The sequence below is a fragment of the Streptomyces sp. NPDC002057 genome, from assembly GCF_040296665.1.
In the GTDB taxonomy this organism is placed as follows: Bacteria; Actinomycetota; Actinomycetes; order Streptomycetales; family Streptomycetaceae; genus Streptomyces.
This window is the reverse complement of record NZ_JBEOXR010000013.1, coordinates 69,999-88,545: the sequence shown is the minus strand read 5'-3', so window position 1 is coordinate 88,545 and position 18,547 is coordinate 69,999. Positions and strand designations below refer to the sequence as shown.

The 18,547-nt window shown below is 74.3% G+C and carries 14 protein-coding genes; 10 read left to right on the top strand and 4 right to left on the bottom strand.

What is annotated here, in order from left to right; genetic code table 11:
- Positions 1-87: 87 nt before the first annotated feature.
- Positions 88-1,458 carry a carbohydrate-binding protein gene (locus ABT129_RS13910; RefSeq protein ID WP_351900484.1) on the bottom strand — a complete coding sequence of 457 codons (1,371 nt, stop codon included), beginning with the start codon at positions 1,456-1,458 and terminating at the stop codon, positions 88-90.
- A gap of 174 nt (positions 1,459-1,632) precedes the next feature.
- A complete protein-coding gene (locus ABT129_RS13905) occupies positions 1,633-2,568 on the bottom strand; it encodes a LysR family transcriptional regulator (RefSeq protein ID WP_351900482.1) in 936 nt (311 codons plus the stop codon).
- 248 nt (positions 2,569-2,816) lie between these two features.
- On the opposite strand from ABT129_RS13905, the gene ABT129_RS13900 reads away from it, so the two are divergent.
- Positions 2,817-3,482: a GOLPH3/VPS74 family protein gene (locus ABT129_RS13900; RefSeq protein ID WP_351900480.1), complete on the top strand. Its 666-nt coding sequence runs from the start codon at positions 2,817-2,819 to the stop codon at positions 3,480-3,482.
- A gap of 437 nt (positions 3,483-3,919) precedes the next feature.
- Here ABT129_RS13900 and ABT129_RS13895 read toward each other — a convergent pair whose 3' ends face one another.
- Positions 3,920-4,828, bottom strand: a complete 909-nt coding sequence (locus ABT129_RS13895; RefSeq protein WP_351900478.1) for a DUF4232 domain-containing protein — start codon at positions 4,826-4,828, stop codon at positions 3,920-3,922.
- Between the two features lie 396 nt (positions 4,829-5,224).
- Between ABT129_RS13895 and ABT129_RS13890 the strand changes: the two genes are divergently transcribed.
- The 7 genes from ABT129_RS13890 to ABT129_RS13860 all read left to right on the top strand — a co-directional run bounded on the left by ABT129_RS13890 (position 5,225) and on the right by ABT129_RS13860 (position 13,037).
- Positions 5,225-5,992 (top strand): GntR family transcriptional regulator, encoded by a 768-nt coding sequence (locus ABT129_RS13890; RefSeq protein ID WP_351900476.1) that lies wholly within the window; start codon positions 5,225-5,227, stop codon positions 5,990-5,992.
- Positions 5,993-6,032: 40 nt separating this feature from the next.
- Complete coding sequence (locus ABT129_RS13885; protein ID WP_030313017.1) at positions 6,033-6,260, top strand: 4Fe-4S dicluster domain-containing protein; 228 nt, start codon at positions 6,033-6,035, stop codon at positions 6,258-6,260.
- 44 nt (positions 6,261-6,304) lie between these two features.
- Complete coding sequence (locus ABT129_RS13880) at positions 6,305-7,675, top strand: ABC transporter substrate-binding protein (RefSeq protein WP_502981755.1); 1,371 nt, start codon at positions 6,305-6,307, stop codon at positions 7,673-7,675.
- A complete protein-coding gene (locus ABT129_RS13875) occupies positions 7,672-8,529 on the top strand; it encodes an ABC transporter permease (RefSeq protein WP_351900474.1) in 858 nt (285 codons plus the stop codon). The genes ABT129_RS13880 and ABT129_RS13875 overlap by 4 nt, the downstream gene beginning before the upstream one ends.
- Positions 8,526-9,302 (top strand): ABC transporter ATP-binding protein, encoded by a 777-nt coding sequence (locus tag ABT129_RS13870; protein WP_351900472.1) that lies wholly within the window; start codon positions 8,526-8,528, stop codon positions 9,300-9,302. The genes ABT129_RS13875 and ABT129_RS13870 overlap by 4 nt, the downstream gene beginning before the upstream one ends.
- Positions 9,303-9,364: 62 nt before the next feature.
- Entirely contained in the window at positions 9,365-12,097 is a 2,733-nt protein-coding gene (locus ABT129_RS13865) for a fumarate reductase/succinate dehydrogenase flavoprotein subunit (protein ID WP_351900471.1), read from the top strand.
- Between the two features lie 103 nt (positions 12,098-12,200).
- Complete coding sequence (locus ABT129_RS13860; RefSeq protein ID WP_502981754.1) at positions 12,201-13,037, top strand: VOC family protein; 837 nt, start codon at positions 12,201-12,203, stop codon at positions 13,035-13,037.
- Between the two features lie 101 nt (positions 13,038-13,138).
- On the opposite strand, the gene ABT129_RS13855 is transcribed toward ABT129_RS13860, so the two are convergent.
- The gene (locus ABT129_RS13855) at positions 13,139-14,605 is read right to left on the bottom strand and encodes an MFS transporter (protein WP_351900470.1); all 1,467 of its coding nucleotides are present in this window, start codon (positions 14,603-14,605) and stop codon (positions 13,139-13,141) included.
- A gap of 118 nt (positions 14,606-14,723) precedes the next feature.
- Between ABT129_RS13855 and ABT129_RS13850 the strand changes: the two genes are divergently transcribed.
- On the top strand, positions 14,724-15,191 hold the full coding sequence (locus ABT129_RS13850) for a MarR family winged helix-turn-helix transcriptional regulator (RefSeq protein ID WP_351900469.1): 468 nt from the start codon (positions 14,724-14,726) through the stop codon (positions 15,189-15,191).
- Between the two features lie 350 nt (positions 15,192-15,541).
- On the top strand, positions 15,542-18,541 hold the full coding sequence (locus tag ABT129_RS13845; protein ID WP_351900468.1) for a carbohydrate binding domain-containing protein: 3,000 nt from the start codon (positions 15,542-15,544) through the stop codon (positions 18,539-18,541).
- Positions 18,542-18,547: the final 6 nt, after the last annotated feature.

Genomic DNA, 18,547 nt, shown 5'->3' with positions numbered 1-18,547 from the left:
ATCGCGGTGATCATACGGGGAAGGCGAGGGGGGTGCCGCGACACCCCCCTCGGGTTCGCGGCACCCCTGCTCACCGACCGGTCGGCGTCACAGGCGCTGCCACAGCGCCGGGACGTTCGGCGGCTGCCAGCCGGCCTGGGCCTGGTGGCCCTGGAGGCAGCGGTAGCTCGCCCCGCCGTACGTGACCACGTCACCGGCGGCGTAGACCTTGCCCGCCGCCCAGCTGCCGCCCGGCTCGGGCTCGCCCGGGCCGGGACCCGGGTCGACGCCGGTGGTCCTCAGCGTCAGGCCGTAGTTCTGCAGCAGCGGGTTCAGCGGCTGGAAGAAGGTGGTCCCGCCACTGGAGCAGTTGCCGGAACCGCCGGAGGTCACGCCCTGGGCCTGGCTGCCGGAGATGTACGAGCCCCCGGAGTCGCCGGGTTCGGCGCAGACCGTCGTACGGGTCACCCCGGAGATGGTGCCCTCCGGGTAGGTGACGCTCGTGTTGTGCTGCTGCACGGTGCCGCAGTGCCAGCCGGTGGTCGAGCCGGAGCGGCACACGGAGGAGCCGACGGGCTGCAGGACCGAGCCGGTCACCTGGACGTTCGCGCCGCCGGAGCCCTTGACGTACGGGGTGGCGGTCCAGTTGGTGTTGGCGGCGACCCAGGCCATGTCGTTGCCGGGGAAGACCGAGCCCTGGAAGCTGCCCTGGGCCACCTGGTTGAACCCGCTGGTGGTGGTGCCGGTCCGGCCGCAGTGGCCGGCGGTGGCGAAGCCCTGGGTGGTGCCGCGCGTGACCGCGAAGCCGACCGAGCAGCGTCCGCCGCCGCCCATGTAGTACGCGTCCCCGCCCCGGATGTCGTACAGCGGGCGGGGGGCCTCCGCGGTGCGGACGACCCGGACCAGGCCGCCCGGGACACCGGCGGCCCCGACGAGCCGCGCACCGGCTCCGGCCCGCGCCTCCTCGACGACCAGGACGTTGGCGCGGACGTCGACGTACCGGACGGGCACGTCGGCGGTGGCGGCCTTGTCGAGGGTCTCCTTGACCCGCTCCAGGGAGGTCAGACTGTGCGTCACGAGCCGGGCCCGCGCGCCCGTGGCCCGTATCGCGGCCGCGTCGGCGGCGCGGGTGGTGGCCACGGTCAGGGTGCCGGCCTCGGCGCCGTCCACCCAGGCACCGGCGAAGGCGCCGCCCAGGTCCTGGCGGAGCCGGGCGGCGGTGGCACCGGCCTCGGCCTCGTTCGCGAGGCGGGTCAGGGCCTGGGAGTGGGTGAGTCCCAGGTCGCGCCGCATGGCCCGGAGCAGCTCGGGCCGTGCGGAGTCGGCGCCGAGGGCCTGGGCGGCGGTCTTGACCGCCGGGGCCCGGTGGAGGTGCGGGGCGTCCGGGGCCGCGGCGGCGGAACCGGCCTGGAGCCCGGCCAGCGCCATTCCGGCGGCGACCAGGGCGGTACACGCCGAGCGGGCGTGTCGTCGGAGCATGGGGAGTCTCCCTCGGTTCTCACATCTCGGTGGGGGATCTGCTGGAACCGTAGGGAACTCGACAGGGCGGCGGCAGTTGCCAGTTGGCCCCTGCCATCGTGTTATGGCGTCATCGGATCGCGGCGCGGCACCAGGTTGCGGCGTGACTCCGGGGGTCCCGCGCGCGCGGTGCCGTCAGACCGGGGGTGCCGGAGCGGGCACGCGGCCCGCGCTGGCCGCCAGCGCGTCGGCGTGGGCGGCCCGGGTGTGGGCGAGGACGGCGGCGGCCCGGGAGGCGGCCCGCCCCTCGGGGTGCCACCCGAGCAGGTGCCGCCACAGCAGCGGGGCGCCGGCGAGCGGGCGGGTGACGACGCCCGGCGTGACGGGGAAGGTGGCCCGGCAGAGCCCGACGGCCCGGCCGACCTGCACCAGGTGCACACAGGAGGCGGTGTCCGTCTCGTACACACAGGCCGGAGTGAACCCCGCCCGCACGCAGGCGGCCGCGAAACAGTCGCCGAAACAGCCGTCGCCCGGCACGTCGGTCCAGGCCTCCGCCGCCAGTTCGGCCAGGTCGATCTCGGCGCGCGGTGCCAGGGGGTGGTCGGCGGCCAGCATCACGTACACCGGGTCGCGGGCGACCTCCGTCCACGCGAGCCGCCCCGCCTCGGGCGGGCCGCTCTCCCCGCAGACGCCCACCAGGGCGAAGTCCAGCCGCCCGTCGGCCACGCCACCGGCGACCTCGCGTTCCGACCAGGAGATGTACGTGGTCACCGACGCTCCGGGGTCCGTCCGCGCGATCCGGTCGACCAGGCCCCCGAGCAGCGGCCCGTGCGTACCGCCGAGCCGGTAGCCCTCGGCTCCGTCGCGCGCGAACCGCACCGCCTCCTCCTGGAGCTCGCAGACGGCGGGCAGCACCACCCGGGCCCGGTCGAGGACCAGGTCCCCGAGCGCCGTGGCCCGTACGCCCTCCCGTCCCCGCTCGAACAGGGCGCCGCCCAGGGCCCGTTCGATCCGCTTGAGCTGGGCACTGAGCGCCGGCTGCGCCAGCCCGAGCGCGGTCGCGGCACGCGTGAGGCTGCCCGCGTCCGCGATGGCCCGGATCGTCTTGAGGTGCCGCAGCTCCAAGTCCATACCGAGAGCTTGACGCCCCCGCCCCCAGCGGTCCAGACCAAAGCGACGACGGGCGCGGGTCCGTGGCCCCCCGTCCTCGCTCCGCCCCCTCCACGCCCGTACAACGGCCCAGGTCACGGGGGCGGCGGCGGGGCGCCCGGGAACCGTCGGGGTCCGCCGCGCGTCCTCAGGGGCGTAGGGCGCCGAGGGAGCACGGATGGATGTGCCGGGCGCCGAAGAGACCGATGTGCGGAAGGCAAGGGATACGGGTGGCGGTCACGCTCGCGGAGGAGATCATGCTGCTGTCCCTGGACGACGAGTCCGGGGCGGCGAAGGAACGGCAGTCCGCCGCGTGGGCCGTCGCGGGCGGCATCCTGCTCGATCTCGTGCTCGCCGGGAGGGTGTCGGTCGATGACGGGCGGCTGCGGGTGACCGACGCGACGCCCACGGAGGTGCCCCTCCTCGACGAGCGGCTGGGGCAGCTCGACGCCTGGTGCGCGAAGAAGAACAGGGCCCCGAAGGTCACCGAGTGGCTGACGAAGGACCACACCAAGGCCGTGAGGGCCACGACCGTGAGCCTGTGCGAGCGCGGCCTGGTGCGGGAGGAGCAGCGCAGGGTGCTGGGCCTCTTCCCCGTCACCCGCTACCCGGAGGCGGACGGCACGGTCGAACGCGACCTGAGGGCCCGGCTGCGGACCGCGCTCCACGAGGGTCCCACCCACCACGCCCGCACCACGGGTCTCCTCGCCCTGATCCACGGCGCCAAGCTGCACCACCTCGCCTTCCCCGACGTGCCGCGCAAGGAGGTCGCCTCGCGCCTGGAGGAGATCACGGCCGGCCAGTGGGCGGCGGAGGGCGTGCGGCGGGCGATCCGCGACATGCAGGCCGCGATGCTCGTGGTGACGGCCGCGACGGTCGTGACGGTCACGAGCTGAACCGCTGACCGGGCCGGGCCCGTGCGCGGGGACACGGGGGGACCGGAGTGCGGGGCAATCCGGAGACGCGAGGACGCGAGGCCCCCGGAGACACCGGGACGCGTGGACACCGGCACCCGGAGACGCGGGGACGCGTAGGCGCCGGCACCCGGAGACGCGGGGACGCGTAGGCGCCGGCATCCGGAGACGCGGGGACGCGTAGGCGCCGGCATCCGGAGACGCGGGGCGGGCCCCCACGGCTCGCCCCGCGTCCGGTGCGCACGCACCGGCACTCCTCCGGTACGTGCCGGCGGCCCCGAACGGAGCGGTGGTGACACCGCCCCTGGCCTGCCGACGCGCACCACTCTTCCCGCCGCCGCTCACGTCTCGCTCACGTTCCGCTAACGCGGCGACGGCGGGCACGCCGTCCCGTGGCGCGGCCGATCCCAGGGGACGGGTCAGCGCGGCTCGTCCTTCTTCCACGGGCCGACGCCGAGCTTCCCCGTCGTGCCGATGTCGAACTCCGGGACGACCGTCACGGGGGCGGCGCCGGGCTTCGCCCACACGCGCGCGTAGGGGGCGTTCACCGGATCGCCGACCCCGGCCTCGACGGTGTTGCGCCAGACCAGACCGGCGTGGGCGCGCTCGCCCGGCTCCAGCGTGACCGGCCGGGCGGGACCGTCGGCGCCGGTGCCGCCGGCGACCGTCTCGCCGCCCCGGGTGATCGTCACTCCGTCCACGCGGTCGTGGTCCTCGTCGCGGATCTCGACGCGGGGGTAGCCGTCGAGCCGGTACGGCCGGGTGCCGCAGTTCTCCAGGTGGAGCCCGACGACACGGAGTCCCATGGCGGCGTCGCCGTCGTCCGCGTACACCCGTACGCCGGTGGCCGGGCAGGCGCCGGCCTCGGCCGGTGCCTCGGCGGTCGGGAAGCTCCGGACCGTGAGGACCCGCGCCCGAGCCACGCGGGGCGCGCCCGGGGGAAGATCGGCGGCGGTGACGGTGCGCCGCACGGTCCGGCCGGGAGCGACGGCGTCGACGGTCTCCTCGACGTTCGTGACCGCCCCGCCCGACTCCGACAGGAACGCCAGCGTGACGAGGTAGGTGAAGGGCTCGGTCTCCCGGTTGGTGACCGAGTACGCCGCACAGGGACGGTCGCCCCCGACGCTCCCGACGACCGTGACGCCGTCCGGGCCCGGGGAGGCGGTGGCCCCCGGCTCCGCGGCAGGGGACGGGGGCGCGCCGGGCCCGCACACCGGTGGCACGGCCGGTCCGGCGGCGCCGCCGCCCGGCGGCACGGTTCCGCAGGCGCTGAGCGGGAGGAGGAGCCCGGCGAAGGCGGCGGGAAGGGCGAGTCGGGCGGTACGCATGGGGAGAGTGGACCAGTCGGCGCCCGCCCCGGCCATGACGGACGTCACCCGGCAGGTAACAGGCCCGTCACAGACACGCGCTGTCGAAGCGTCAGGGAGTGGTCCGTCCGGCGGCCCGGGGTGGGTGGGGCGTGGCCCGCCGTCGGCGCCACCCGGAAGCGCACCGCCGCTCCGGGGCGCACCGCCTCTCCGGGGCGCTCCGCCTCCACGTGGGGGCGCGGTCCGGCCGGCGTTTCCGCATGGTGGGCGGGCGCCGGTCCACGTGGTGGGCGGGCGGGTGGCGGATCTCCCCGCGTCTCCGGCATCACCGCAGGTCAGGGCGGTGCGTACGGGCTGTCAGGTGGCGCAATACTGCCGCAACACCATCGGGGTCGTCCCACGGCTACGTTCCTTGCCATGCCCGCCGAACCCGCCTCCGCCGCCCTCCCGGTCGCCGCCGCCCGCCGTCGCCGGCTGCGCGCGGACCGGGCGCGGCAGCTCGCCGACCTGCTGCGCCACCAGATCCTGGCGGGTGGCTTCCCGGGCGGGATCCTTCCGCTGGAGGACGTGATCGCGGCCGACTTCCGGGCCAGCCGGAACACCGTCCGGCAGGCCCTGGACCTGCTGCGCGGCGAGCAGATCGTCGAGCGGCAGCCGGGGGTCGGCACGGTGGTGGTGTGCGAGAAGTATCCGCACGGCCTGGACCGGCTCCAGGGTCTCGCCGAGACGCTGCGCGAGCACGGGCGGGTCACCAACGAGGTGCGCACCGTCGGCCCGGTCTCCGCCCCCGCCCCCGTGGCCCACCGGCTCGGGCTGCCGGACCACTCCGACGTGCTGTGCATCGAGCGGCTGCGGCGCCTCAACGGGCTGCCGCTCTCCCTCGACCTGTCGTACCTCCCGATGGACATCGGGGGCGAACTCCTCGGCTGCGACCTGGAGAACACCGATGTGTTCCGGCTCCTGGAGCAGCTGACCGGCGGTCCGCTGGGGCACGCCGAGATCACCCTGGAGGCGGTCAACGCCGACGCGCACTCCGCCGCCGTGCTCCAGGCCCCGCGCGGGGCCGCCGTCCTCATGCTGGAGCGGCTGACCTGTCTGCCCGACGGGCGGCCGGTGGACCTGGAGTTCATCCGGTTCCGCGGCGACCGCATCACCATGGGCGGCGTTCTGCGCCGCTCCCTCTGACCCCTTCCCCCGTACCGTTCACCCCTTCCTGGAGACAGCCATGCCTCTGGTCCCCCAGCGTGCCGACGTGCCCGTGACCATCGACGAGTCGAAGTGCATCGACGGGTGCACGCTCTGCGTCGACATGTGTCCGCTGGACTCGCTCGCGATCCGCGAGGAGGACGGCAAGGCGTACATGCACGTGGACGAGTGCTGGTACTGCGGCCCGTGCGCCGCCCGCTGCCCCACCGGCGCGGTCACCGTCAACATGCCCTATCTGCTCCGGTGAAAGGCCGAACTCCCGTGTCCCGAGGAAGACTTCCCCTGCTCCGCGTGACGGCCCGCCCGGGCTCCCGCCCGCTCGTCCGCTCCGCCGCCCTCCCGCTCGTACTCCCGCTGGCCCTCCTCCTGCCGCTCGCCACCGCCTGCGGCGCGGACGCCGGGGACGGGGCCGACGCGAAGTCGGTCACCGTGACCGTCGGCTACCAGTCGAAGACCATCAACACCGTCACCGCCGGCACCCTGCTGCGCTCCCTCGGCTACTTCGAGGAGGAGCTGGCGGCCCAGGGGCGGAAGGACGGTGTCGCCTACCGGGTGGTCTGGCAGGACTACGCGACCGGGGCCCCGATCACCGCGCAGATGACGGCGGGGAAGATCGACATCGGTTCGATGGGAGACTTTCCCCTGCTGATCAACGCGGCGCGCGGCAAGGAGCTGAAGGAGCCGACGCGGCTGGTCGCGGTCACCGGCTACAACCTGCGCGGCGGCCTCAACACCGTGGTCACCGCGCCCGGTTCACCGCTGCGGTCGCTCAAGGACCTCAAGGGCCGCAAGGTGTCGACCAGTGTGGGTTCGGCCGCCGACGGCACCCTCGTACGGGCGCTGCGGCGTGCCGGGGTCGACCCGGAGAAGGACGTCAGCAAGCTCAACCAGCAGCCGAGCGTGGGGGCTTCGGCCCTGGCGGCGGGCAGTGTGGACGCGCTCTCCCAGTTCGTCGCGTGGCCCGGTCTGCTCGCCTTCCAGGGCAAGGCCACGCCCCTGTACGACGGGGCCGAGCTGAATCTGCCGACCTTCCACGGCGTCACCGTCCGGGAGCGGTTCGCCGAGCGGCGGCCCGCCGTCCTCGACGCCTTCCTGCGGGCCCAGCACCGGGCCACGGACCACCTGCGGACCCGGCCGGTCGCCGCCGCCGAGTCGGTGGCGAAGGAGACCGGGCTGCCGGCCGAGGTCGTCCACCTCTACAACGGCGCCCAGGGCATCGCCACCTTCGACCCGGCGCTCCGCCCGGAGCTGGTGGCCGCGCTCAAGGAGGACGTGCCGGTCCTGAAGGAGGCCGGTCTGGTGAAGGACGTCGACGTGGACGCGTTCGTCGACGCGGCGCCGCTGCGCCGTGCGGTGCCCGGCCTCGGGTATCCGAAGGCGGCCGTCCCGAAGGCGGAGCTGTGGCTGGAGGGGCAGGACACCACCCGTTCCTTCGACAGCCCCGGCGCCCTGCTCAAGGCGGTCAAGGGGGCCCCGGTGCGGGCCGCGTACGTGCCGGACGCCGTGACGGGGACGCCGTGGTTCGCCGACCGGGCGGTGTGGGTCGCGGACGGCGGGGAGTGGCGGGCCTTCGTGACCCGGTCGGGAGCCGAGCGGTACGTCGCCGCCCACCCCGGCTCCCGGATCACGGCGTACGCGGACGCCGTGAGGCTCGCGTCATGAGCGCCGGCCGCCGTCTGGTCCGGGTGGCCTCCCCGCTCGTGGCACTCGGCCTGTGGCAGGTGCTGACCTCGTACGACGTCGAGGTGTGGCTCCGGTTCCAGCAGTTCCCCACGGTCGTCGAGATCGCCTCCGCCCTCGCCGACCGGGTCGGCACCGAGGCCTACTGGCAGGACCTCGGCCACAGCCTGCGCCGGATCGCGGTCGGCTTCCTCCTCGCGGCCGTCCTCGGAGTGGCGGCCGGGACGGCGATCGCCCGGTCCCGGTGGGCCGCAGACCTCCTGGGCCCGCTGGTGGAGGTGGTGCGTCCGATCCCCGCCATCGCCCTGGTCCCGGTCGCGATCCTGCTGCTGCCCACCAACGAGCAGGGCATCGTCTTCATCACCTGCGCCGCCGCCCTCTTCCCCGTCCTCGTGTCGACCCGGCACGCGGTGCGGGCCCTCGACCCGGTGTGGGAGGAGGCCGTGCTCACCCTGGGCGGCGGCCGGGCGCGGGTGCTGTTCTCGGTGGTCCTGCCGGGCGCCCTGCCGGGGATCTTCGGCGGTCTGTCGGTCGGCATCGGCGTCTCGTGGATCTGTGTGATCTCGGCGGAGATGATCTCCGGCGAGTACGGGGTGGGCTACCGCACCTGGCAGGACTACACGGTCGTCGACTACCCGGGCGTCTTCGTCGGCATGGCCACCATCGGCGCCCTGGGCTGGCTGACCTCCACCGCGGTGGAGACGCTCGGCCGCCGCGTCACCGCCTGGCTGCCCCGTCCGGCCGCCCGGGGCCCGGTGGGCCCCGCGCGCGGGGCGGGCGGGCCCGCCCCCTCCGTCACCGTCGTCCGCCCGCCCCAGAAGGAGCCGGTCCCATGAGCACCGTGAGCCCGTCCGCCCTGTCCACGGATCCGGCGACCGCGCCGGCCCCCGGCGGCGCCGAACTCGCCCTGCACGGGGTCCGCCTCGGCCACCCCGAGGGCGTCGCCGTGCCCGGCCTCGTGGAGCTGCGGATCGCACCCGGCGAACTGCTGACCGTGGTGGGCCCCTCGGGCTGCGGCAAGACCACCATGCTGCGCACCCTCGCCGGTCTCCTGCCGCCGCTGGAAGGGCGGGTCACCCAGGACGGGGAGCCGATCCGGCGGCCCGGCGCCGACCGGGCCCTGGTCTTCCAGCACGACGCGCTGCTGCCCTGGCGGTCGGTCCGCGCCAATGTGGAACTGCCGCTCGCGATCCGCCGGGTGCCCCGGGCGGAGCGGCGCCGCTCGGCCGGGGAGTGGCTGGAGCGGGTGGGGCTCGGCGAGCACGCCCGCAAGCTGCCGCACCAGCTGTCCGGCGGGCAGCGGCAGCGCGTCCAGCTGGCCCGCGCGCTCGCGGGGCGGCCGCGCGCGGTCCTGATGGACGAGCCGTTCGGCGCGCTCGACGCCCACACCCGCGCGGGCATGCAGGACCTCCTGGTGGAGATCCTCCGGGGCACCGGCGCGACGGTCGTCTTCGTCACGCACGACGTGGACGAGGCGCTGCACCTGGGCGACCGCGTCGTCCTGTTCGCGTCCGGGGAGGTCCTGGAGGTGCCCCGGCCGCGCTCGCGCGACGCCCACCGGGCGCCGGACACGACCGCGCTGCGCCGCCGCGTCCTCGACTCCCTCTGAGGGCCGCCTGCCGGGCGGCCGGCGCACGCCCGAACCCCCGAAGCCCCCGAAAGGCATCCCCCGTGGACACCGACACCCTCCTGACCGTGCCCGATCCCGCCGACGCGACCGTGCTCTCCTGCGACGTGCTCGTCATCGGCGGCGGCACCGCCGGCACCATGGCCGCGCTGACCGCCGCCGAGCGCGGGGCGAACGTCCTGCTCCTGGAGAAGGCGCACGTGCGGCACTCCGGCGCCCTCGCCATGGGCATGGACGGCGTCAACAACGCGGTCGTGCCCGGCCGCGCCGAACCGGACGACTACGTCGCCGAGATCACCCGCGCCAACGACGGGCTCGTGGACCAGTCGACGGTCCGGCAGACGGCGACCCGCGGCTTCGGCATGGTCCAGCGCCTGGAGTCGTACGGGGTGAAGTTCGAGAAGGACGAGCACGGGGAGTACGCGGTCCGGCAGGTGCACCGGTCCGGCTCGTACGTGCTGCCCATGCCCGAGGGCAAGGACGTCAAGAAGGTCCTCTACCGGCAGCTGCGGCGGCGCGAGATGCGCGAGCGGATCCGGATCGAGAACCGGGTCATGCCGGTCCGGGTCCTCACCCACCCGGAGGACGGGCGCGCGGTCGGCGCGGCCGGGTTCCACACCCGCACCGGCGCGTTCGTCGTGGTCCGGGCGGGGGCCGTGATCCTGGCGACCGGTCCCTGCGGGCGCCTCGGGCTGCCCGCCTCCGGCTATCTCTACGGGACGTACGAGAACCCGACGAACGCGGGCGACGGCTACGCCATGGCCTACCACGCGGGCGCGGCCCTCACCGGGATCGAGTGCTTCCAGATCAACCCCCTGATCAAGGACTACAACGGACCGGCCTGCGCCTACGTCGCCAACCCCTTCGGGGGCTACCAGGTGAACCGGCACGGCGAGCGGTTCGTGGAGTCGGACTACTGGTCGGGGCAGATGATGGCCGAGTTCGCGGCCGAACTGGCCTCGGACCGGGCCCCCGTCTACCTCAAGCTGAGCCATCTGCCCGAGGAGACCATCGGCGCGGTCGAGTCGATCCTGCACACGACGGAGCGGCCCACGCGCGGCACCTTCCACGAGGGCCGGGGACACGACTACCGGACCCATGACATCGAGATGCACATCTCCGAGATCGGGCTGTGCGGCGGGCATTCGGCCTCGGGTGTACGGGTGGACTCCCACGCCCGGACCACCGTGCCCCGGCTGTACGCGGCCGGCGACCTGGCCTCCGTACCGCACAACTACATGATCGGGGCGTTCGTCTTCGGTGATCTCGCCGGCGAGGACGCGGCCCGGTACCGGGCGTACGAAGGGGAGTTGGACCAGGAGCAGATCGCCGCCGCGCACGACCTCGTCTACCGGCCGCTGCGCCACCCGGAGGGGCCGCCGCAGCCCCAGGTCGAGTACAAGCTGCGGCGGTTCGTCAACGACTACGTGGCGCCGCCGAAGACGGGCGCCAAGCTCTCCCTGGCCGTCGAGGCGTTCACCCGGATGTCGGAGGAGATCGCGGGCATGGGGGCGCGCACGGCGCACGAGCTGATGCGGTGCGCGGAGGTGTCGTTCATCAGGGACTGCGCCGAGATGGCCGCGCGCGCCTCGCTCGCCCGGACGGAGTCGCGCTGGGGCCTCTACCACGAGCGGCTCGACCATCCGGAGCGGGACGACACCGACTGGCTGCACCATCTGGACCTGCGCAAGTCACCTTCCGGGGCGATGGAGTTCACGGCCCGGCCGGTGGAGCCGTACCTGGTTCCGGTGCCGGAGTTCGCACCGCCGGGCGGCCCCGAGCGGCACCTCGGCGAGGTGGAGCTCGTGCCGGTCGCCACGGCCGGCCCCCGGGAGGCGGCCCCGGCCGCGCGTACGGGCGCGGAGTCTCCGGGTCCCGTCGTGTCCGCGCCGGTCGCGGCGCCCCACCCCAGGCTGCTCCAGCTGCTCTCGCTCGTCGAGGACTCCCCCGATCTCGACGCGCTCGGCCCCTATCTGGCCGACGCCGATCCCTCCGTACGGGCTGCCGCCGTCACCGCGCTCGGCGAGACCGCGCCCGCCGGTACGGGTCCGGTGCTCGCCGCGCGGCTGCGGGACGGCTCCCCTGTGGTCCGGGCCGCCGCCTCCGCGGCCCTGCGGGAGCTGGTCGAGGTGCTGCCCGCCGAACCGGAGCTCGGGGAGGGGCTGCGGGAGGCCCTCGCGGTTCCCGACGTGGGGGTGCGCGCCGCCGCCCTGGAGGTCCTGCGGGCGCTACGGCTCGGGGACGCCGCCCTGTACGCGGGAACGCTCGGCGACGACGCCGTGGAGGTGCGCGTCCAGGCCGTGCGTGCGCTGGTCTCGGTGGACGCCGTCGGTGGGCTGGCGGAGGCGGGGGCGGACCCGGCCCGTGAGGTCCGGGTGGCGGTGGCGCGGGGCCTCGCCGCCGTACGCAACCCGGTGCCGGAGCCGCTGGGACCGCTGCTGGACGACGCCGATCCGCTGGTCAGGGGGGCGGCGCTCGGCGCGCTCGCCGGCACCGGCTGCCCGCCCGGGTACGCGGCGCGGGCGGTCACGGCGCTCGGCGACGCCGCCTGGCAGGTCCGCTCGGGTGCCGCGACCGCCCTGCGGGCCGCCCCCGCCGGCCTGGCCGTCGCCGCGCTCGCCGGGACGCTGGACGACGCGAACGCGGACGTGCGCAAGGCCGCCGTCCTCTCGCTCCTGGCCCACCGCGCGGACCCCGCGGCCCGTGCGGCGCTGGCGGGGGCGGTCGACGACCCGGACGCCGACGTACGGGCCTACGCCGCCCGCGCGGCGCGCTGAGCGCCCCCGGGCGGGTGGTGATCGGCGGCAGTCGGGTGAGTGCGCGCATGCGGTGCGACGGACCGGGGAAGGGGCGCACGACGCACGCAGCGAGCAGGACGACATGGAGGTGGTGCCGGTGTCGGGGCCGACGACCGGAGAGGTGGTGGGAGCACCGTGCTGGCTGAGTCTGACCGCACGCGATCTCGACGCGGCGGAGCGCTTCTACGGAGCCGTGCTGGGCTGGACGTTCCGGCGGGGCGGTGACGAGCGGGAGTACGCGGTGGGCCGGCTGGGCGACCAGCCCGTGGCCGGGATCGCGGCGGTCGCCGCCGAGCTGTCCGTGCAGGTGGCCTGGACGGCGTTCTTCGCGGTCGACGACGCCGACCTGGCGGTGGCGCGGATCCGGGAGCGCGGCGGCACGGTCGGCGTCGGGCCGGTCGCCTACCCGCCCCAGGGGCGCGCGGCGCTCGCCACCGACCGGGAGGGCGCTGCGTTCGGCGTGTGGGAGGGGCGGCTGGAGACCCGGCTGCACATCGGCGAGCACTCGGCGCCGGCCTGGCTGGAGCTCCACACCCGGGACGCCTTCGAGGCGGCCGTGTTCTACGGGGAGGTGTTCCGCTGGGCGGACGGGAGCCCCGGGAGCTTCGAGGTGTCGTACGAGCAGGACAAGGTGGTGCTCCGGCGCGACGGCGAGGCGGTCGCCCGGCTGAACAGCGGTCCGGTCGAGGCGGCTTCGCCCCGGCCGCAGCTGCGTCCGCGGTGGCTGGTGCGGTTCCGGGTGCCCGACCCGGAGGCGGCCGCGGCGGCGGTCGAGGCCCACGGCGGTTCGATCGTGCCCGGCGGGGACTGGGGCGGCGTACGCGGCCCGGAGGAGACCGAGGGGCGCCGCGCGGTGGTCGTGCGGGACCCGGAGGGGGCGCTCTTCGCCCTGGAGGCGGCCGGGGAACGGAAGGACTGAGGCCCGACGGGCGCCGGGCGGGAGTCCCGGGGCCGAGCGGTGCGGGCCCGGGGGAAGCCCCCGGGCCCGCACCGCTCGTCGAGGGTCGCGGTGGTCCCCGGTCAGGCGGCCGTCTCGGAGGCGGCGCGCGGGGCGGTCCGCGGTCCGGTGCCGTCCGGGTCGCCGGCGGCCGCGGCGGCGGCCCGGGCGGGGATGAGCGCGGCGACGACCGCCGCCGCCAGGCCGACCCCGCAGCCGATGAGCATGGCGACGCGGAAGCCGTTCTCGGAGGGGAGCGCGTGGCCGCCCAGGGTCGTGGTCATCTGGGCGAGGACCACGCCGATCACGGCGGCCGAGACGGAGGTGCCGATGGACCGCATCAGGGTGTTGAAGCTGTTGGCCGACGCCGTCTCCTCCTGCGGGACCGCGCCCATGATGAGGGCCGGCATGGCCCCGTAGGCGAGGCCGACGCCCGTGTTGCAGATGAGGGTCACGACGAGCAGGCCCACGGTGGAGCCCATCAGGGCGAGCGAGGAGCCGTACCCGACGGCGATGACGAGCGCGCCGACGGAGAGGGTGACCTTGGGCCCCCGGGCGGCCGAGAGCTTGGCGCCGAGCGGCGCCAGGACCATCATCATCAGGCCCGCCGGGGCCATCCACAGGCCCATGGCCATCATCGACTGGCCGAGTCCGTAGCCGGTGGCCTCGGGCAGCTGGAACAGCTGGGGGACGACCAGGGACTGCGCGTACATGGCGAATCCGACCAGGACGGACGCCAGGTTGGTCATCAGGACGACGGGGCGGGCGGTGACCCGCAGGTCGACGAGGGGGTCTCGGGTACGCAGCTCCCACCGGCCCCAGGCGAGCAGGACGATCGTCGCGACGGCGAGCAGGCCGAGGGTGGTGCCGCTGCCCCAGCCCCAGCCGGCGCCCTTGGAGACGGCGAGCAGCAGGGCGACGAGCCCGACGCCGAGGCCGAGCGCGCCCGGCACGTCGAAGCGACCGGGGGCGGCGGCGCGGCGGCCCGCGGGGGCGACGCGCCAGATGAGGACGCCGACGACGGCGCTGAGTCCGGCGGCGACCCAGAAGAGGACGCGCCAGCTGGCGTTCTCGGCGACGGCGGCGGAGAAGGGCAGGCCGAGGGCGCCGCCGACGCCCATGGAGGCGCTCATGAGGGCGATGGAGCCGCCCAGCCTCTCGGCCGGGAGGATGTCGCGGAGCAGGCTGATGCCGAGCGGGACGACGCCCATGCCGAGGCCCTGGAGACCGCGTCCGACGATCATCGGGACGACGGAGGAGGCGAGGGCGCAGACGACCGAGCCGACGATCAGCGGGATCACCGAGACGAGCAGGACCCGCCGCTTGCCGAGGGTGTCGCCGAGCCGGCCGGCCACGGGGGTGGCGACGGCGCCCGCGAGCAGGGTCGCGGTGATCACCCAGGAGGCGTTGGACGCGGTGGTGTCGAGCAGCTTCGGGAGGTCGCCGATGAGCGGCACCACCAGGGTCTGCATGAGTGCGGCCACGATGCCCGCGAGCGCGAGGACGCCGACGACGCCTCCGGGTCGGGCGTCGGGCTTGGAGCCGTCCACGTGTTCTCCCTCGATCTCGCCCGGCGGCCTGCCGAGCTATATGCATCATGCACATCGATGGCCCCCTACACAAGTTATGTATGCTGCACATGGCACGCCCGCGAGAGACAATGGCCTTATGGACAAGCCCGTGGACAAACCCATTCACCTGGTCGAGTTCGAGACCATGCTGCTCGGCCGGCACGCCCATCTGTACGCACCCCGCTCCCGGGCGGGCGGCGGCAACCTCGACCGCAGCGCGTACGTCCTCCTGAGCCGCATCCGGATGCACGGGCCCATGTCCATCGGCCAGCTCACCGAGGCCTTCGGGCTCGACGCCTCCACCCTCAACCGGCAGACCGCGGCGATGCTGCGGGCCGGGGTCGTGGAGCGCATCCCCGACCCCGAGGGCGGGATCGCCCGCAAGTTCCGCATCACGGAGGAGGGCGAGCGGCGCCTGGACGCCGACCGGAACTCGAACATCGAGGGGCTCGACCGGGTCATGGAGCACTGGTCGCCCGAGGACGTGGCCCGCTTCGCGGCCTTCCTCGAACGCTTCAACCGGGACATCGAGCGCCTGGAGGGACGGCCCTGGCCGCGCCCCTGACGGCCCCCTGAGAGGCATCGGGAAACCCCTCGGGCCGCGAGCCCCGGCGATCCACCGCCGCGAGGGCGGTGTCGACCACCGCGACGACGGCGAGGACGAGGGCCGGCGCGGGCGGCCCGAGCGCGCGGACAGCGGCGGCGGGGGCCGCGACGGCGAGGCGGAGACGCGGGGCCGGGGCCTCCGCACACCACACTCTGCCGGAACCCTTTACGCGGGGGTCGGGCGGCGGTAACTTCCGGCCGACGCAAGATGTTTCTGCAACTTTCCGACTGTGTTTCCAAACGACCGCCTCCCTTCCCCAGGGGAGAGGTCTGCCCTGGGACGCGTCGCCCCCCCGCCTGGAGATTCAGATGACACGCACCCGCAGACGGTTGTCGGCGCGCCCGACAGCCGCCCTGGCGGTCGCCGCAGGCCTCCTCGGCCTGGTGGCCGCGCCGTCCGGCGAGACCTCCCCGCGCACCGAGCCCGTCGCGGCCACCGCGGAGAACACGGCGACGGTCTTCTACTGGACGAAGACCCGGAACTGGGCCCGGTACAACCTCCATTACGCGCCGGACGGCGGTGCCTGGACCGCCGTCCCCGGCGTGGCCATGGAGGCGGCCTGCACGGACTGGGTGAAGCGGACCGTCCCCCTCGGCGCGGCCACCGGGCTCCAGGCCACCTTCACCAACGGCGGCGGCACCTGGGACAACAACGGGGGCGGGAACTACGCCCTGGGCACCGGCTCCGTCACCGTCAAGGACGGGGTCGTGGCCCACTCCGACCCCTGCGCCGGAACCACACCCGACCCGACGCCGACGCCGGGCGCCAGGGCCACCGTCTACTACTCGACGGAGGCCCTGGGCTGGTCCACCGTCAACCTCCACCACCAGCCCGCGGGTGGCGCCTGGACCACCGTCCCCGGCGTCGGCATGCGGGCCGCCTGCGCCGGCTGGTGGAAGCGCGAGGTCGACCTCGGGACGGCCACCTCCCTCAAGGCCGCGTTCAACAACGGCAACGGCACCTGGGACAACAACCGGGGCGCCGACTACACCCTCGGCGCGGGCGTGAGCACCGTACGGAACAACGTGGTGACGGCGAACGCGGCCGACCCGTGCGCCGCCGAGGTGCCCGACACGCAGGCACCGACGGCCCCCGCCCGGGTCACCGCCGCCGCCGACGGCGTCTCGGTGCTGCTCACCTGGGACGCCGCCACCGACGACAGAGGCGTGACGAAGTACCAGGTCACCCGGGTCGGCGGCAGTGGTGGCAGTGGTGGCACGATCGTCACCGACGTCGGCTCCACCGTGTTCTCCGACACCGGCCTCGCCGAACGGACCGCGTACACCTACACGGTGAAGGCCGTGGACGCCGCCGGGAACGTCTCCCCCGCGTCGACCGCCGCGACCGCCACCACCGGCGAGAAGCCGGCCGGCCCCGCCGCCGGGAAGCCGCTCGGCACCGACCCGCGCAAGGACCCGATCTACTTCGTCCTCACCGCGCGCTTCAACGACGGCGACGCCTCGAACAACCGAGGCGGCGGCCAGCACGTCACGTCGGGCAACGCCGCCCACGGCGACCCCATGTTCCGGGGCGACTTCAAGGGGCTCATCCAGAAGCTGGACTACGTCAAGGGCCTCGGCTTCTCGGCGATCTGGGTCACCCCGGTGGTCCTCAACCGGTCCGACTACGACTACCACGGCTACCACGGCTGGGACTTCTACAAGGTCGACCCCCGGCTGGAGTCGGCCGGCGCCTCCTACCAGGACCTGATCGACGCCGCCCACGCCAAGGGCATGAAGATCTACCAGGACGTCGTCTACAACCACTCCTCCCGCTGGGGCGCCAAGGGCCTGTTCACGCCCACCGTGTACGGCGTGCGCGACAGCCAGTGGAGCTGGTACTACGACGAGAGGCAGCCCGGCTTCGAGTACGACGGCCTGACGATCGACACGAAGTCCGGGAAGTCGTACTACAACGGCGACCTGTGGTCGACGGCGGAGCCGGCCGGCAACACCTGTCTCCACTGGGGCAGGCCCACCGGCGGCAAGAGCGCCGAGGGGTACACCGTCTACAACTGCCAGTGGCCGAGCCCGACGTCCGGGATGTTCCCCAAGGCGCTCTTCCACCAGTGCTGGATCGGCAACTGGGAGGGCGAGGACTCCCGTTCGTGCTGGCTGCACGAGGACCTGGCCGACTTCAACACCGAGAACCCGGCCGTGCAGAACTACCTCATCGGCGCGTACGACAAGTACATCGACATGGGGGTCGACGGGTTCCGCGTCGACACGGCCGTGCACATCCCGCGCACCACCTGGAACCGCCGCTTCCTGCCCGCGATCCAGGAACGGGTGACACGGCGCCACGGCGCCGAGGCCGCGAAGAACTTCTTCGTCTTCGGCGAGGTCGCGGCCTTCGTGAACGACAAGTGGAACCGCGGCTCGGTGAACCACTCGGCGCAGTTCTACACCTGGAAGGAGCGCGAGGAGTACGCCGCCGACGACGCCGCGGCCGCCCTGGAGATGTACGACCACGAGCAGCAACTGGGCACGGGCGCGCAGCCCGTCTCCACCAACGCCTTCCTGAACGGGAACAGCTACCACGCCCCCGACCACAGCCGGTTCTCCGGCATGAACGTCATCGACATGCGCATGCACATGAACTTCGGTGACGCCTCCAACGCCTTCCACAACGGCAAGGACTCCGACGACAGCCACAACGACGCCACGTACAACGTCGTCTACGTCGACAGTCACGACTACGGCCCCAACAAGTCGAGCGAGCGGTACGCGGGCGGCACCGACGCCTGGGCGGAGAACATGTCCCTGATGTGGACCTTCCGCGGCATCCCGACCCTGTACTACGGCTCCGAGATCGAGTTCCAGAAGGGGAGGAAGATCGACTGCGGGCCGTCCTGCCCGCTCGCGACGACCGGCCGCGCGTACTTCGGCGACCATGTCGCCGGCTCCGTCACGGCCTCCGACTTCTCCCAGGTCTCCTCGGCCTCCGGAGCGGTCGCCACCACGCTCCAGCAGCCCCTGGTGAAGCACGTGCAGCGGCTCAACCAGATCCGCCGGGCGGTCCCGGCGCTCCAGACGGGCCAGTACTCCACCGAGGGCGTCTCGGGCGACATGGCGTTCAAGCGCCGGTACACCAGCGGCGCCACGGACAGCTTCGCCCTCGTCACGGTCTCGGGCGGGGCCACGTACACGGGCATCCCGAACGGCACGTACACCGACGCCGTCACCGGGGACGTGCGGACCGTCACGGGCGGCACCCTGACGGTCGCCGCACCCGGCAAGGGCAACCTGCGGGTCTACGTCCTGAACGGGCCCGGCAGGATCGGCGCCCCGGGCCCGTACCTGAAGTGAGCGCCG